The sequence below is a fragment of the Pseudomonas sp. FYR_7 genome (assembly GCF_043106155.1).
GTDB lineage: Bacteria > Pseudomonadota > Gammaproteobacteria > Pseudomonadales > Pseudomonadaceae > Aquipseudomonas > Aquipseudomonas parafulva_B.
Map to the genome: position 1 here is coordinate 72,982 of NZ_JBICMI010000010.1, position 15,035 is coordinate 88,016.

Consider the following 15,035-nt stretch of genomic DNA (forward strand, 5'->3'; position numbering starts at 1 on the left):
TATTGCCTGGCCGAGGCTGGCCAGCCTTCCAGCCTGCTAACAATCGTCAAGGTTGGGCGCTGGCGCTGGGCGTGCCGGTGATGGCCAGTAACCACGGCCAGGCTGGTTACCAGGTGCGGTCACCATTACTGGTTACCACCATGCATGGCCAGGTTAGCGAGACAGGCGATATGGTCCGAGTGAGACGTTTTGGTCTGTCTCGCGCCACAAAACGGTGAGGTCGCATTTAGTGGCGCGGGAACAGTCACAGGCAGCTCTTTGTCGATTCCAGTGCTGTTGCTCTGCCGGCCCCGAAATCGAGGTATGAGCGCTGATAGAACTTTACGTCGCTGCCACCAGGTGTTTTGCTGATCTGCAAAATCTCATTGGTGTTCATGTCGTTACCGCTCAGCAATCTGTAGCCGTTCTCAGTCTCGCTCATGGTCGCATCTGGCCTGGATTCCTGCCATTGCGGGAAAACACATAACGCATATTGCTTGGGAGGCTTGGCGGTCTGAGCAGCATAGGTGGGGCCCTTTCGAATCAGCTCGCCGGGCGAGTAACACCCGGCAACCGAAAAGGTAAAGGCGGCTATTAAAGTGAAGCTGGTAACGCGCATGGGGTAGTCATCCATTACAGAGATGACTAGAAAGCTACCATGCGTCTACGCAAAGCCCAATCAGTGATGTCGTTCGCCCAGCACCTCCCCACTAGCCGCGATGGCGAACGCTTGGCGCCAGTGCCCCACCAAATCCGCCTTTGGTTCTGGAGATATGCCGATCACATATGCCACGGCAGGATGTTGGCCGCCAACTGTCCCAAGAAGGTCATCCACGCGCACTCCATAATCATCGCAAAACTCGGTGAAGGCCTGATTTGCTGCGGCGACCTGGTCGAGGCAATCGGTGATTCCCACGGCGCTATCACGTGTAGCTGTACTGGCTAAATTTAGCGCCAATCCACGCATGTCGCACTCGAACTGTTGGGCTACACGACACAGCATCCTTGTCGTATTGAGAAACTCCAGGTTTGCGACTTCAATATGCTCAGTGGGGCAGCTGTCTATCAACTGACGGACCTGAGCGTAATCTTTTTGAGCAATAGCCTTGATCGTGAGACCGATCCTTTCACGCACGTTCATGCCTTGTCTTCCGCCACAATCGAGGCCGAAATGATCGCCCCACCCCACCGTCGCTCACCGATGCAGATCGGGACGGGATTGCCGCTGGCTACCGTATTCTTAGCGCTGCCGAAGGCGTAACTTGGTAGATTCTCGGGCGCCCCGCTCTGAGATAACCCGTTCGCTTGTGGGCTAAGCATTTGAATGACGCCGCCAGCGGTGTTAGCAATACCCGCTGCCATCACGGCTGACGCAGCAGCACCAGCAGTCATGAACGAGGCGACAACAATTAGCACCACTCCAATGATTGTCTGCAGTGAGCCAGCACGCTTGCTCCCATGGACCACAGGCACGAACCACAGCTCCCGAGCGCCGCCCAGGTCTAGCTCCTCCTCCCCGATATTTCTGCCATTTTTGAAGACCGCGAAGCGCAACCCTAGACTTTCAGCATCGGCCACGTCTTGGGCGAAGCCCGGATAGTTCACGTCAATTGCCTTTACCGCCTCCCGGGCGTCGCCCCGGTCCAGCAGGAAACTCTGTTCCTTGAAGTATTTTTTACGAAGGAAGCCGCCAAGGCGCACTTTCGTCCGGGGGGTGTAATGAGCTGCTGTAGCTGCCATGAGTAAACTCCTGGATGCGCCGTTGGCGCTTGTTGTGGGCAAATGCCCGGTGGTGTGGTTGATCGGGCCGGTCACCCGATCAGGTTGCAAAGAATCGCCTCTGACTCCGCCATATCGTCTCGCTGGCTGGCGATCAAGTAGCGGAATACCGCCAGCGCCTCGGCCTTATCGCGTGGCCTGATTTGCGCCAGCAGGCCGAATACAAACCAGTCACGTGCCGTCGCTTCGGGCGGCCCATCGCTGGCGTCTCGGTCTACGGCGGTGCGCAGCCGGTACAGGTGATCCCAGTAGTCCAGTTCGTACAGGCAATCAGCCAGGGTGTGGGGTAGCAGCTCAGGGTGGGCGTTGAACCAAGCTGCCACTTCGCTCTTGTCGAAGTCACCGAGTTGGCCGGTAGCCTCCAGTCCGCGCAGCGCATCGATGCAGAACGTTTCCGCCTCGGTGTCAGCCAGCAGGGCATCACCGAAGCGAGCGTTACCCTCCAGCCTCAGCCGGTGCCGCTCGATAGCCCGAGTGGCCAGCGCCTCCAGGTCAGCGAAGCCGAACGACGACATGGCGGCGAATGGGTTGCCGGGGTTGGTGGCTATCAGGTGAGCCGTGTAGCGCTTCTCCAGCACATCGAGCGACGTTTTGATCTTCTTGACGCCCTCCATGGCCCGGTCAATCAGAACGGCCTGACCGGTGTTGATGATCGAGCGCAGCCACAGCACCGCATCCACCTCCTTGTCGCCTGTGACCACCTCCTGCGGCGGCAGCTCGGGCACGCTCGGGAGGGTCTCGGTGCTGGCGCTGATCGGCGGCAGTGTGAACATGGCGCGATGCTGCTCGTTGTCGCGGAACGCCCCGGAGCGTGAAACCAGGGTCTTCACCGTTCCCAGCGGCAGGCCGGTGATCTCGGCCACCTCACGCAGCGAGTGACGGCGGCGCAGGTCCAGCACCTGCCGGCGCTGATCGTCTGAAACCCGCTGTTTCGTCTTGGCGGCTGAATCCGCCTGTTTCATTGCTGGCGCGGTCATGGTTCATACCACCCTCAGTTTCGGTGGCAGCTTCGGCCCGAACGGCGCCCCAGGTGCGAATGGGTCAGGCAACACGCCATCGGGGCAGTCCCTGATGAAGTCCGCCATAGCCGCGTGACAGGCGTTGAACAGCGGCGCGTCATTCCACTCCTGCGCCCGGCGCTCTGCGCTGTCCTCCAGCGCATTGGTGAACACCAGGCCTTCCAGGCTGGTGACGCCCTCCTGCCTAGCCCGCTCGCGCTCCACCGTATTCACGCTCAGCAGGTCGCACAGGCGGTCGAACCCCAGGGCTTTGGCCAGCCCGTCATGGTCGAACAGCAGCGATTGGCCGAACCCGGCCAGCGCCACCAGCGCCTTGGCGCGCTCAACCGTTCGGTGCGTCTGTGCCTGTTCCTCCAGATCGGCAATGGCCTGTCGGGTGAACGGCAGAAACGCTTTCAGCTTGCCCGCCTGGCGGCGCATGGCACGTCGCTCAGCGTGGATCGCATCAAGGTTGCGGCTGATGTTGCGGCAGATGCGCCGGGTGGTGATGAGGTGCGTGCTGGCGCTGATACCTGGCTTCAAGGCGATATCGCACAGGCGCATGGTCGGTGTGAGCGTCATGGGTGGGCCTCCATGGGCGTGTTGTCGTAGGTGGCGCGCAACTCGGCACCGATCAGGCAATGGCGGCCAGCAGGCGCATAGCAGCCCCGGCAGGTCATCACATGGCTGATGTACCGGTCGCGGGCCTGGCGCCATTCAGGCGTGGCATTGGCGGCGTTGGCGTATGGGCTGGGTGGCAATTGGGCAGGCTCGACTAGCACCAGGCGCGGACGATCCGGGGTGCGTTTCGCCATGGGTGATTTGCCAGCACCAGCAACGTTCGGCGGCGTGTGATTGAGCAGGTCGGAAAGGAGGCTCATGGCGACACCTCACACGGATTCCCGTAACGCCCAAATGTGTCTGTGAAAAAAAATCGGGGGAACGGGGGAACGCGGGGAACACCCAGTGTTTCCGGGGCCTCCAGCGGGGGTACGTGTTCCCCACCCGAAAAACGGGGGAACAGTGATAACCAAACAAAAGGGTCAGAAATGGCGCTTATGTTCAAAAACATGTTTGTGTTCCCCCTGTTCCCCAACACTTCAATAAGGGGGAACGGCTACAGGCCGCGTATTTGCTGGCTGTTCCCCCGTTCCCCCTGTTCCCCACGTTTTTAGGTTCCTGTGAATTCGGGCAATGGCGTTGGGTGGTGATGACGGTCATAGGCCACCGCCTTCGCTATCCATGGCGTCGGGGTCGATCACATACAGCCGGGCAGACCCACCAGCAGGCAGGCGGTACTTCTTGGTCCTGCGGCTGTCCCGGTCGGTATCGTGCTTGGCGAGAGCACCAGCGCCTTCCAGCGCTTTCACAACCCGCGCCAGCCCGTGACCATGGGCGGCCTCGGTCAGTGCGGACTTGTTGAACAGGTACAGTCGCTTGACGCCGACCACCTCCCAGTACCCGGCGCGGTTGAACACCTTGGTGTCCGGCGTCTGGTCTTCTACGTCCGAAAAACGGCTGCTGCCGTGCTTGTCGATGAAGTCGAGGATGCCGGCCAGGATCTGGCGGTCCTCGGCATTGCCACCACCCACCCGGCTCAGCCACTCGCCATACAGCAACTGGCAGTCGGCCAGAGCGGTACCCGGTGTCCAGGGCAGCAGGCCATAGGCAATGGCCATCTCCCCCGCCAGCGCGATCACCGCGAAGCGATCCGCCACCCGCCCGGCCTGGGCGTTGTCTTCGACGAACTGGGCGCGGATGCCGGCGAAGTCCTCGAGCAGGCCGGGGCGGTCATCGCTGGCCAGCAGCTTCTCCACGAAGGCCGGCCCGATGTGTCCGTGGTTCGCTCCTACAGCCACCGTGAGCTGGCGGTGGAAGTCGGCGCCCTCCAGGCCATGCAATTCATCGAAGGCGCGGTGTGTGCGGGTACCGGCATTCACGTCGACCATACGCAGCTCGGCGCCAGCATGGGCGGCATTGCCGCTGATGGCCGCGTGCTCGGACAGAGAGCGCTCACCGCTGGAAAGCGCCAGCAGGCGCCAGCTCAGTTTTCCGCGGGCCTCCCGATCACGGGTCATGGTGCCCTTGCCCTGGCCGTTGGCGAGCGAATAGGCCATTTCCTGTACGCGCTTGGGGTCGGCCCGCTTGATCTCGTCCAGGGGCAGCATGGTGTCGTTACGGCTGGACGCCTCGATCTCCAGGCCGCCCTTGGTCATGTCCCAGGACGCAGCGAAGATGCCTGGGTCGCCCCATACGGACGAGCCGATCAGTTGCGCCAGCGACTTGCCGCTGGAGCTGTCGCCCACCAGGTGAACACCGCCACCCAGCACGCCCACCAGGCTCAGCAGCGGGCCAGCGAGGGCGCAGCCGATGGCCAAGGTCAGTACCGGGTTACCCTCGCACTTGGCCGCAACCTCGACCTTCCAGCCCTCCAGGCTACCGCGCACGCTGAACAGGTTCTGTCCCTTGGCGCTGGCCTGGTAGCGCACCTTGTCGCTGCCAATGGTGCGCCCAGGCAGCACAAAGGCGCCCGACTCATGCCAGCCGGGGCGGCAGGTGGTGGCAAACACTTCTGCAGGGCGCTGGTCCAGCAGGTACTCCATGAACTGGCCGCGCTTCTTCAAGGCGATGATGACGCCCATGCCGAACAGCGTCCGCCTGGCGTCCTCGCCGCTCCCACCGAACACCTCCATGGGAATGATCCACTCCTTGGGACCGCTGTAGGTGAGCAGGCGCAGAAACCGGCCTTCGCTACCATCGTCGCTGTTGGTGGTGCGGGCAGCGACGGTCACCGGCGTGGCGATCCACTCGTCAGTGATCGGGCGGTCGGCCTTGTCGTCGTCGCTGTCATCATCGCCGGCGCTGCGCTTGAAGCCGTGCCAGTACACGCCGGGCTTGAGCCTGCGGCCCTTTTCATTGGTTACCCAGTGCTCGTACACACCCCAGCACGGGCGATCAGGCTCGACCCTGGGCGCTTCGGGGCGCAGGTTGATGACATTGGTATCAGGCGGGCGCATGGCGGCACCTCCAGGCGGCGAGGTCGTTGAAGTCGGTAAGGGTCAGCGGCGCGTCGGCAGGCCACTCGGGGAAGGTCACCAGGCCACCGCATGCGGCTGCGGCATCATGGGCGGCGGTGCGCCCCGGATTGCCCTTGCCTTCGGCCTCGGTCTGGCGGTCGTCGTCGCCGGCGATGATGATTTCGGTGTCGGGGTGGTCGGCCCGTAGCGCCAGCGCCACCGGTTTCAGGTTCCCGGCGTTCATCGCACAAGCGACCGTGTAGCCGCTTTCGTGAAGCGTGGCACCCGTGGCCCATCCCTCACAGATACACAGTGGCTTGCCCGGCGTGATGCGCCCCAGTGGCGAATAGGCGCCTTTGATCCGCCCGCCATACAGGAAGCGCTTGTCGCCGTCCGGGCCGATCCGTTGCAAGTTCACCAGCACACCACCGGCATACAGGGGGACCAGCAGGTCGTCACCACGCTGGCGCAAACCATGGGCTCGAATGTCCCTGGCGACCAGGTAGGGGTGGGCCGGATCAGCACGACGGGCATCACGCCACCAGCGCTGCGCCAGGCCGGCCGCTCTGAGCTGGCGCCGCTGCCGTTCGGCCTCCCGCTGTCGCCGGGCCTGCTCGATGCGCTGGCGCACATGCTCGGCTTCGCGGGCGTCCACCGGTTCACGGCTACACCAGGTGTTGGTGCTGCCCGTCTTCCAGCTCCCGAACGCGCCCGAGGCAATGCCATCAGCAAACAGGCAGTACCAGCCATTGAGCGTGCCAGGCTTGTCGCCGGGAACGTGGAAGCGGTGGATATCGCCATCGTCCAGGGGCAGCCAGTCGAGCGGCCCGTAGGCCGACTGGAGCACGTCACGGAAAAGGATCGTCGCGTCGGTCATGCGGCCCCCCGCGGTGGCGTGAAGCGCTTGGCCAGCTGCTCCAGTTGATTGGTCAGGCGCTCCAACTCAGGGCAGTGACGACCAGCGTCACCCTCGGCAATGCGCAGTTCCAAGAAGCCCACCAGGGTTTCCACCAGCAGGGCATAGCTGGCGGTGTCGATGTAGGCGTCAGCAGTCGGCGGACCACCGGCACCCTTGCGGCGAATCGGCGTAACCTTACTCATGGCTCACCCCCTCGGCGCCAGCGAAGGCCCGGCAGACCTGGCCGTTGTTCACAGCGTGCCAGTAGGTCAGTTCGTCCAGCGACTCGACGAGGCAGGCCGTCACCACCGCCTCAGCACTACGCGAAACTACGCGCCCGCACTCGGCATCGGCCTGGCTCAAGAACGGCCCCAGCAGCGCACGTTCGGCCTTCGGATGACTCACGTAAAACAGCTCGGTGGCTTTCTTCGGGCAAGCCGATCCCGTCAGCGCAGCGAGGCGCTGTTGAAAACTGGTCATTTTTAACCCCTCAGTCTGGAGTCGCGGCGATGGACGCGGCGGCGGTTTCGGGTGTGTTCAATCAGCGCCGGGGAGACGTGCGGCCCGACGAATGCGGCCAGTTCCTCGGTTTTCAGCATCGAGGCAGGCACATAGGCGTACTGGCCACTTGGCAGCGCCTTGGGCGCCCTGCGGGTGCGAGGCATATGCTGGTTGAGCAACTCCAGGTCGGTAGCCATTTCCTCCTGCAAGCGCTTGCCTGTCTCGCTCAGCGGCAGTGGCTCGCCGGGCCTTACCTGCTCCCAGGCATAGCGATCTGCAAGCATCTCGTTCACGCGGTACATCACCTTGTGGCACCGATCGCGGGCTGCCAAATCAGGCATCAGGGCGATATCCCAGTACGCGAAATTGTCGACGTGGTGGCCGATCTCATGACTGACGATGAACGGGTAAATTTCGCTGTCATCCAGCGCCGACCAGTCCAGCTCAGGGCGGTGGGCACCACGGAAAGCGCCAGCATTCACACTGGTGGCCAGCTTGATAGCAATACGTTCATCACACATGCGGCTGTCACTCGACACGTCATGAATGATCGGCTGCGCCCAGCAGCTGTACTCGCCCCAAATGCCGCCCAGGTTGGTGAAGGTGTCCAACGTCAAGCCAACCCCATTCGACTTGGCCAACTCTGCGAACTGGCGATACTGGCGGCGGGTAATGCGCAGGGTCGTGTCGGTCTTCACAGATCACCCCCTTGCTCAGCAATCACGCCGTCCAACAGCTCGGCCCAGGCCATGGCGGTGTGCTGCGCCATCACTGCGGTGACGCGGGCGACGATGACTGGCGTGGTGGGTGCGGCGATCAGCGCCAGAGCCATGCTCAGTAGTACCAGCACGCCTTGTACGTCGCGCAGATCGTCTTGGATATCGCTCGGCAACTGGATAACGGAAGTCATACAAGACCTCCGTTAGCAGCAGGCTGGCCAACAACACCATGCGAGGCACCAAGGTGGCGGTGGCGCCAGCAATAATTGCCACTGAACGACTGGATCTGCTCGAGGTGACGGGCAATGTCGCAGGCCAGCTCGTTGTCATACCCGCCCATCGCCGGAATCACCAGCGTGAGCAGGATCTTCTCCAGCTTCTTGTGCTCTTCGCGGGCGAAATTCATGTAGCACATCTCGCGAGCATCCAGCACCGCCTCAGACAGAACCTCACCATCAAGAGCCGCTACTGCCGGGAAGTTATTCATTGGGCACCCCCGACTTGGGCTGCGGCTTTGAAATGCTCAACCAGCGCAGCGCCTGGGCGCGGCTGGCGCTGGCATTTCTCCAGCGCGGCGGAGACTTCTTCTGATACGCGCAAGGCATGATCCAGGCCCGCCAAGGAACCGCGGCAGCGCCCTTGGATGCTGATTGATGCGGACGGGAAATCAGCGCCCACGATGGCCGCGATATCCGTAGCAATGCCACAGCCGATCACCGGAGGAATGCGGAACATCTCTTGGCCCGGCATGGTGACCACAACCTGAGATTGAATGAAGCCCCGTACAGCTTCGACGGCCTGTTGAACGCAAGTCACTGGGCACCGCCTTGCGCTTCCAGGGCGCGGGCTTTCGCCATGGCGGCGTTGTAGCGCTTGAGGCGCGTGGCAAGGCTGGAGTCAGCGCGAAGTGCGGCCAGGGCCAGGCGGCGGTGGGCGTATGCGCGAAGGCTGAAGTTCTTCATCACTGGGCACCACCCTTCAGCCAGAAGCTGCGGTAGACCTCATAGGCTGCATCATTGAGGCCAGGGACGAAGCGAGTTGCCAAGGTCTTCGCCACCTCACCTTCAAGGGTGGCAGTGATACGGGAAAGCTCAGAGGGGGTGGAGTAGCGCGTAAGCGTCTTCAGCAGCTTTGAGCAGTAGGCGCGCTGATGCTCGCGGGATATTTCGGACGGATTGAGGGCGTGCATGGGTACAGCTCCAAGTTTGATGTGGAGCTGCCGCCGCTCGCGGCCAAGCGAGTTAGGGAGGCAGCTGTACGCGGGTTGGCCGACCGGGAACTTGGCACCCGGCACACCCGAAGGTGTCCCACGCACAGCCGCCATAACACGAATGTGCAGACGCAAAAAAAGCGCCTGCAAGGGAATGGGGCGCCTGCGCGCCAAGTTGAACGACCGGCCAAGGTCGGCCACGGGATTTACCGTGACGCCCGGACGATACATGCGGGCGGGAGTGGATGCAACCCCCAGTTTCAGATTGGACAACGGCAGCGCTGGGTGGATGGCGGGCGTCATTGGTGGTCGTCCTCCAGGTCGAGCGGGAGCTTCAGTTGCTCACGCAAATGAGCCACATGCTGATACGCGCCTGGCTTGTCGTAGCGCCAGTGGGCCAAGCGACGGCCGCATTCGCTGACCTGCTGTTGGCGAGCTTCCAGAGCCTGGCGGGCATACCCGTACCGAGCCTCGCGAAATGCCATGATGAGGTCGGCTTTCAGACCCACCACGCGGTCACTGTTGCGCGACAGCGCCAGCAGGAAGAATGCTTGATCCTCATTCAGTAGGGCGAAGCGTTCCGGCCTACCTCCAGCAGTCCCAGCCAAGGGTTTCTCCGTTTGAAACGGAACAACCCCGAACTCTTCGAACTTGGCCAGATAGCGGTCGATCAGCGCCATGGAGTTCTTGTGCTTGTTCTCCAACTGTTCAGCCAGCTGGCGGCTATCCACGCGTGGCTCACCGTTGTACTGGGTCAGGGTGATGGGGGGCTTCTCGTGGACAGGCTCTGCCGATGGAATGGTCGTCTTTTTCATGCGGCCACCCGCTGGCGTTGCTTCAGGGGCGAGCACAGCATGTCCAGCACGGCGCTGGCGCGGCGGCGCTCGCTGGCGGGAAGGGTGTACCGGGTGACAGTGCAAGGCTCGCCCCAGTGGTTCGGCACGCGCTCAAGCTGGCGCTGGAACTTCAGGCCGTAGCCGTTGGCCAGGCTGCTGATGGTGGAGTGCAAGCAGTGGTCACCCAGGCGCTCGGCCTCGAAGCGTTGCAGGCTGCCATCATGGAGCATGTACGCCAGCACCCGGGCGATCTTGCTCGGCGGCTTGCTGGTGGTAATATCGCCTTGCGACTGGCTGCGTTTCTCTTCGGGGATCGTGGCCTTTTTCATTTACGCCACCTCGCGCAATGCGATGCGCTGGCGCACCCAAGCCTGAATCTCAGCGAGAACGAATCCCACAGGCGATCCGCGCGACTTGCTGTTGCTCAGCGATACAGGGCGGGGGAAGGTCGGATCATCCTTGAGGCGCTTGTAAACGGTAGCTCGGGCCAGGCCGGTGATGGCCTCGACCTCGGGGAAGCGGATGATGGTGTTAGCAGGGTCGAACTGAGGGGCGGTGCCTGCCTCGATTGGGCGAATGTTGCTCATGTCTGTATCCCGTTGTTGATGGCGACGGGGTTCAGATTTGCAGAAAGGATCGGGTGACCAGCAACCTTTCAAGGTGGGCATCAGGTGGGCATATAGACTGTCATGATAGGTGCCCACATCACCATCCTTTCAGGTGGGCACCACAGCTACAGGTGGCGGATTTACTGGCGTTTTCAGGTGGGTGCCTTCTTATTCTTGCGCCCACCATTCCTTAGATTCGCTGGACGAAGAATGAGATTCACAGCTTCAGCCATGTTGGCGCCAGCCCCCCTTTCTCGAAGGTATTTAATAACAGCCTCCCGTGTTGGCGCAGTGTTCGGATCATCATCATCATAGGTTGACCACATCTGCTTGATCGCATCGTCCACGAACTCTAGGCCCTCAGAGGTGTGGCCGTAGTAAGGAAGCGAGAGCGGCTGAGGTGGAGGATCGGTGAATTCGGGTGGTTGCGGGTGGGGCGCTGGCATTACGGGTGCGATTGACCTAGTAGGTCTGGAGATCTGCACGCGTTCAGTGGTGATCCATCCCACCAGCGATGCGCGGGTGATGATGGTCTCTGATAAGCAGATATCTGCATCCCTATCAGTAGGTTTGATGGTTCTGATTGTCTTCTCGGCATTACCGTTAAAGTCGTAGTCAATGAAAACGGCCTTACATGCTACGGGACTAATCAAACCCTGACGGATGGCCGACAGAATGCCAAGGGCATTGCCGTGTGCTCTTTTCCATCGGGGCAGACGGCGATGTTTAGCTTCTTCGAGAGAGGGGGTATCGAACGGATCAATGGACGCCATCAAAAGGGCCGCTTGCTCCACCGTGAACTCCATCACCTGCTTCCAATGACTCAGATCGGGCAAGTCATCATCGTATTCCATTCTCACGCCCTCCCAGGCGCTCCCAATCTTGAATAGACCGGTTGGCCAAGCGGATGGGAAGCCCGCTTTTCGCTCCGTCGAGCTAGGCCAGCCGAAAACAGTTGGCTCCTCAGATACTGGCTATCCGAACAGTAACGGCATTGAGTCTATATCTGTCTACGTGGGCGATGGAAGGCCTGCGTCAGGCCCTCTTGATCGGCACCACATTGGCATTCTGCTCAGCACGATGTGCATAGTCGTATGGGGTGACGTGCTTCTCGCGGTTCGCATCGAGGTAGTCCGCCCACCACTGAACCATCAGCCGGCGTTCCTCGATGTACTCGGCCTTGTGGATGTAGGCCGCTCGCACGCTGTTGCGCTCTTGGTGGCTCATTTGACGCTCTACCGCGTCCTTGCTCCACAATCCCGACTCGACCAAGGCGGAACAGGCCATGGCCCTGAACCCGTGCCCGCACACCTCAGACTTGGTGTCGTAACCCATGCGCCGAAGCGCCTTGTTCACCGTGTTCTCACTCATTGGCTTCCAGTGGTTGCTGTCACCAGCGAACACCAGGTCGAAGCGCCCGGTCAGCTGGCGCACCTGCTCAAGCGCGGCCAGGGCTTGGCGGCTCAGCGGCACCAGATGGGGCGTGCTCATCTTGGAGCCGCGGTGCGAGTTCTTCACGCCCTCGATCTGCTGGCGCTCGCCAGGGATTTCCCACATGGAGCGACCGGCGTCGATCTCTGGCCAGCGAGCAAACCGCAGCTCACTGGAACGGATGAAGACCAACAAGGTGAGCTGGGTGGCCAACCGGGTCAGCGGGCGACCGGTGTCGCTGTCGATTCTTTGCAGCAGCTCGGGGAGCCGATCCAGCGCCAGCGCAGGCCGGTGAACAGTTTTGCGTGTGGCGGTTGCGCCCTGGAGGTCCACCGCTGGATTGGTGTCGATGTGTCCGTGCTGGACAGCCATGCGCATGATGCCGGTCATGTACTGCCGTAGCCGGCCAGCGGTATCCAGAACTTCGCGCTTCTCCACCGCCTTGAGCGGCGCCAGCAGGTCGCGGGTCTTCAGGCCGGCCACCGGACGCTGGCCCAAGGCCGGGAGCAGATAAGTTTCGATCCGCCGCCACACCGTCGCGGCATGACCTGGAGACCATTTCTTGGAACAGGCCTCATGCCAGTCCTTGGCCAGCACGCCGAAGGTGTTGGCCCTCGCATTCGCCGCTTCGACCTTCCCCTGCCTGGCGCTCTCGATCGGGTCTTTACCATGCGCTAGCAACCCCAGCGCTTCGGCTCGGCGCTCACGGGCAGCCTTGAGCGTCAGTGCCGGGTAGTTGCCGAAGGTGGCCAGCCCCTCCCTGCCATCCGGCCGCTTGAACTTCATGCGCCAGATCTTGCTGCCGTTCTTCTTGACCAGCAGGAACAGGCCCTGGCCGTCGAACAAGGTGTAGTCCTTGTCCCGCGGCTTGGCGGCCTCGCATTTTGGGTCTGAGAGGGGCGTAACGGTGCGTGCCATAGGTATACGTTTTCTCGTCGAACCGGCGTATACCCTAGCGTATACCTAAATCCGGTATATACCTAGAGACAGAGCGAGACAGTTAGAAACAAGAAAGCCCGCACTTGGCGGGCTTTTCAGGGGGTTCCGTATGCAAGAAGAGACGTAACGAAACAGATGGATGGTGCCGGAGACAGGAATCGAACCTGCGACCTTCGCGTTACGAGTGCGCTGCTCTACCGACTGAGCTACACCGGCGTGTAGCGCAACGTACCACTGCTGCACCCGTTACGCAAACCTCTGTTTCCATTCGTTTATTGCGTCACCCTTACGGCGCGGCGCAGCCGTTGGGGGCGAGGTCGGTTTCGATGTCGGTGGTGCAGGCCCAACCGGTGGCTGAGCGGGTCAGGGTCAGGGCCTTGCCCAGCACGGTCGCGGGGGCGTCGACCAGGGTGCAGACGATGCGGCCACTGGCGTCGCTGGCCTTGCCGGTGGCGGTGATTGCGCAATGGGCGGTGCTGGGCTGGCCGCCGAGGCTGGCGACGTCGGTGACGTCGCGGCCTTCGTTCAAGCGCAGGTCCATCGCGGTTTTCAGGGCGCTGATCTCCAGCAGGCCGGCGGCGGCCTTGGAGCGGGCTTGGTGGTTGGTGTACATCGGTAAGGCGATGGTCGCCAGAATGCCGATGATCGCGACGACGATCATCAGTTCGATCAGGGTGATGCCGCGTTGCCCTTTCATGAACAATTTCCTTTTCGATACGCAGACTCAGTGAGGTCAGGCTTGCCTCGACCGGCAGCGGCGCAGTAGGCCTGAACAGACACCTTTTGTCACCCCTACCCGCTTGGGCTTTGCCCTCGCTGCACTACTCTAGTGACCATCGGAAAGGCGCGCCTTTCCAAGGACGGGGCAAGCTGTTTCCAGGCTTGTCACAGGGACGAAAAAGGACATGTGCATGACGTCATCTACGCATCTCTATACCTGGCAGGGCACGGACGCCAGCGGCGCCCCCGTCAGCGGCCAGACCACGGGGCGCAGCCCGGCCTATGTACAGGCTGCGCTGATTCGCCAGGGCATCACGGGGGCGCGGGTGCGGCCAGCGGGAGGGCTGGCACTGACCTGGCCGCGTTGGCAGGCCAGGCCGGACACGGCGGGTTTCAGTCGGCAGTTGGCGACCTTACTGCGAGCGGGTGTGCCGTTGTTGCAGGCGTTCGAAGTGATGAGCCGTAGCGGCTGCCCCGAGGGGCAGGCGGCGGTGCTGCTGGCGCTGAAAAAAGATCTGGGCGCGGGGTTGGGATTGGCGGATGCCTTGCAACGCCACCCTCGCTGGTTCGATGGGCTGTACTGCAACCTGGTACGGGTGGGTGAGCAGTCAGGGACGCTGGATCGGCAGCTCGAACAGTTGGCGTGCATGCTGGAGCAGCGGCGCGCGCTTGAGAAGAAGGTACGAAAGGCGATGGCCTATCCCATCCTGCTGTTGCTCACGGGGTTGGGGGTTTCGACCATCTTGTTGCTGGAAGTGATTCCGCAGTTCGAATCGATGTTCATCGGCATGGGTACGGCATTGCCAGCCCCCACCCAGTGGGTGATAGACCTGTCGGCGGGGTTCGGGCAGGTGGCGCCCTGGGTGGCGCTGGTGGGGGTGCTGTTGGGCGTCGGTGGGCGCCAGCTGTATCGCCAGCATACACCGGCACGCCTGTGGTGCGCGCAGCAACTGCTAAGCATGCCGGTGTTCGGAGCGTTGTTGGGGCAGGCTGCGCTGGCGCGGTTCGCCCGCAGCCTGGCGACCAGTTATGCGGCTGGGGTGCCGTTGCTGGACGCGCTGGGCACGGTGGCCAGGGGGTGTGGGAGTGAGCTTCACGAGCAGGCGGTGATGCGGTTGCGTCAAGCACTGGCGAACGGTCGGGCCCTCAATCAAGCGATGGCTGAGGAGCACGTGTTCCCGCCCCTGCTGGTGCAAATGACGGCAATCGGCGAGGCCAGCGGGACCTTGGACCAGATGCTGGACAAGGCTGCGATCCATTATGAGGACCAGGTCAGCCAGGCCCTGGACCAGCTGGCCAGTCTGCTGGAACCGGCCATCGTGCTGGTGCTGGGAGTGCTGGTCGGTGGGCTGGTGGTGGCGATGTACCTGCCGATTTTCCAACTGGGTAGCCTGATCTGA

At 62.2% G+C, this 15,035-nt stretch carries 23 protein-coding genes and 1 tRNA gene; 1 reads left to right on the top strand and 23 read right to left on the bottom strand.

Annotated elements, in window-relative coordinates; all coding sequences use genetic code 11:
* Positions 1-244: 244 nt before the first annotated feature.
* From ACF8R3_RS01140 to ACF8R3_RS01250, 23 genes are all read right to left on the bottom strand, one after another.
* Positions 245-598, bottom strand: coding sequence for a hypothetical protein (locus ACF8R3_RS01140; protein ID WP_392514659.1), 354 nt, complete (start codon positions 596-598; stop codon positions 245-247).
* A gap of 60 nt (positions 599-658) precedes the next feature.
* Positions 659-1,120, bottom strand: coding sequence for a hypothetical protein (locus ACF8R3_RS01145; protein WP_392514661.1), 462 nt, complete (start codon positions 1,118-1,120; stop codon positions 659-661).
* The gene (locus ACF8R3_RS01150; RefSeq protein ID WP_392514663.1) at positions 1,117-1,719 is read right to left on the bottom strand and encodes a tail assembly protein; all 603 of its coding nucleotides are present in this window, start codon (positions 1,717-1,719) and stop codon (positions 1,117-1,119) included. Before ACF8R3_RS01150 ends, ACF8R3_RS01145 begins: the two co-directional genes overlap by 4 nt.
* A 71-nt stretch (positions 1,720-1,790) precedes the next feature.
* Complete coding sequence (locus ACF8R3_RS01155; RefSeq protein WP_392514665.1) at positions 1,791-2,735, bottom strand: hypothetical protein; 945 nt, start codon at positions 2,733-2,735, stop codon at positions 1,791-1,793.
* 3 nt (positions 2,736-2,738) lie between these two features.
* Positions 2,739-3,338 carry a hypothetical protein gene (locus ACF8R3_RS01160; protein WP_392514667.1) on the bottom strand — a complete coding sequence of 200 codons (600 nt, stop codon included), beginning with the start codon at positions 3,336-3,338 and terminating at the stop codon, positions 2,739-2,741.
* Positions 3,335-3,637: a hypothetical protein gene (locus ACF8R3_RS01165; RefSeq protein ID WP_392514669.1), complete on the bottom strand. Its 303-nt coding sequence runs from the start codon at positions 3,635-3,637 to the stop codon at positions 3,335-3,337. Before ACF8R3_RS01165 ends, ACF8R3_RS01160 begins: the two co-directional genes overlap by 4 nt.
* A 336-nt stretch (positions 3,638-3,973) precedes the next feature.
* Positions 3,974-5,773: a DUF927 domain-containing protein gene (locus ACF8R3_RS01170; RefSeq protein ID WP_181074044.1), complete on the bottom strand. Its 1,800-nt coding sequence runs from the start codon at positions 5,771-5,773 to the stop codon at positions 3,974-3,976.
* Complete coding sequence (locus ACF8R3_RS01175; protein ID WP_392514670.1) at positions 5,760-6,650, bottom strand: toprim domain-containing protein; 891 nt, start codon at positions 6,648-6,650, stop codon at positions 5,760-5,762. Before ACF8R3_RS01175 ends, ACF8R3_RS01170 begins: the two co-directional genes overlap by 14 nt.
* The gene (locus tag ACF8R3_RS01180; RefSeq protein ID WP_060709044.1) at positions 6,647-6,874 is read right to left on the bottom strand and encodes a hypothetical protein; all 228 of its coding nucleotides are present in this window, start codon (positions 6,872-6,874) and stop codon (positions 6,647-6,649) included. Before ACF8R3_RS01180 ends, ACF8R3_RS01175 begins: the two co-directional genes overlap by 4 nt.
* Positions 6,867-7,151: a hypothetical protein gene (locus ACF8R3_RS01185; protein WP_392514671.1), complete on the bottom strand. Its 285-nt coding sequence runs from the start codon at positions 7,149-7,151 to the stop codon at positions 6,867-6,869. Before ACF8R3_RS01185 ends, ACF8R3_RS01180 begins: the two co-directional genes overlap by 8 nt.
* A gap of 2 nt (positions 7,152-7,153) precedes the next feature.
* A complete protein-coding gene (locus ACF8R3_RS01190) occupies positions 7,154-7,870 on the bottom strand; it encodes a hypothetical protein (RefSeq protein ID WP_392514673.1) in 717 nt (238 codons plus the stop codon).
* On the bottom strand, positions 7,867-8,082 hold the full coding sequence (locus ACF8R3_RS01195; protein WP_058603143.1) for a hypothetical protein: 216 nt from the start codon (positions 8,080-8,082) through the stop codon (positions 7,867-7,869). The genes ACF8R3_RS01190 and ACF8R3_RS01195 overlap by 4 nt, the downstream gene beginning before the upstream one ends.
* On the bottom strand, positions 8,079-8,378 hold the full coding sequence (locus ACF8R3_RS01200) for a hypothetical protein (protein WP_058603144.1): 300 nt from the start codon (positions 8,376-8,378) through the stop codon (positions 8,079-8,081). Before ACF8R3_RS01200 ends, ACF8R3_RS01195 begins: the two co-directional genes overlap by 4 nt.
* A complete protein-coding gene (locus ACF8R3_RS01205) occupies positions 8,375-8,707 on the bottom strand; it encodes a hypothetical protein (protein WP_392514675.1) in 333 nt (110 codons plus the stop codon). The genes ACF8R3_RS01200 and ACF8R3_RS01205 overlap by 4 nt, the downstream gene beginning before the upstream one ends.
* On the bottom strand, positions 8,704-8,853 hold the full coding sequence (locus ACF8R3_RS01210) for a hypothetical protein (RefSeq protein WP_178102750.1): 150 nt from the start codon (positions 8,851-8,853) through the stop codon (positions 8,704-8,706). Before ACF8R3_RS01210 ends, ACF8R3_RS01205 begins: the two co-directional genes overlap by 4 nt.
* Complete coding sequence (locus tag ACF8R3_RS01215) at positions 8,853-9,404, bottom strand: hypothetical protein (RefSeq protein WP_392514677.1); 552 nt, start codon at positions 9,402-9,404, stop codon at positions 8,853-8,855. The genes ACF8R3_RS01210 and ACF8R3_RS01215 overlap by 1 nt, the downstream gene beginning before the upstream one ends.
* Positions 9,401-9,916, bottom strand: a complete 516-nt coding sequence (locus ACF8R3_RS01220) for a Rha family transcriptional regulator (RefSeq protein ID WP_392514678.1) — start codon at positions 9,914-9,916, stop codon at positions 9,401-9,403. The genes ACF8R3_RS01215 and ACF8R3_RS01220 overlap by 4 nt, the downstream gene beginning before the upstream one ends.
* Positions 9,913-10,266 (bottom strand): hypothetical protein, encoded by a 354-nt coding sequence (locus tag ACF8R3_RS01225; RefSeq protein ID WP_392514680.1) that lies wholly within the window; start codon positions 10,264-10,266, stop codon positions 9,913-9,915. Before ACF8R3_RS01225 ends, ACF8R3_RS01220 begins: the two co-directional genes overlap by 4 nt.
* Entirely contained in the window at positions 10,267-10,524 is a 258-nt protein-coding gene (locus ACF8R3_RS01230; protein ID WP_392514682.1) for a helix-turn-helix transcriptional regulator, read from the bottom strand. It abuts the gene before it with no gap.
* Positions 10,525-10,697: 173 nt separating this feature from the next.
* On the bottom strand, positions 10,698-11,399 hold the full coding sequence (locus tag ACF8R3_RS01235; protein ID WP_392514684.1) for a hypothetical protein: 702 nt from the start codon (positions 11,397-11,399) through the stop codon (positions 10,698-10,700).
* Positions 11,400-11,580: 181 nt separating this feature from the next.
* Positions 11,581-12,894, bottom strand: coding sequence for a tyrosine-type recombinase/integrase (locus ACF8R3_RS01240; protein ID WP_392514686.1), 1,314 nt, complete (start codon positions 12,892-12,894; stop codon positions 11,581-11,583).
* Positions 12,895-13,055: 161 nt separating this feature from the next.
* Positions 13,056-13,131: transfer RNA gene (locus ACF8R3_RS01245), tRNA-Thr, on the bottom strand.
* Between the two features lie 70 nt (positions 13,132-13,201).
* Positions 13,202-13,612, bottom strand: a complete 411-nt coding sequence (locus tag ACF8R3_RS01250; RefSeq protein ID WP_058638634.1) for a pilin — start codon at positions 13,610-13,612, stop codon at positions 13,202-13,204.
* A gap of 214 nt (positions 13,613-13,826) precedes the next feature.
* Here ACF8R3_RS01250 and ACF8R3_RS01255 point away from each other — a divergent pair, with 214 nt between their 5' ends.
* A complete protein-coding gene (locus tag ACF8R3_RS01255; protein ID WP_392514687.1) occupies positions 13,827-15,035 on the top strand; it encodes a type II secretion system F family protein in 1,209 nt (402 codons plus the stop codon).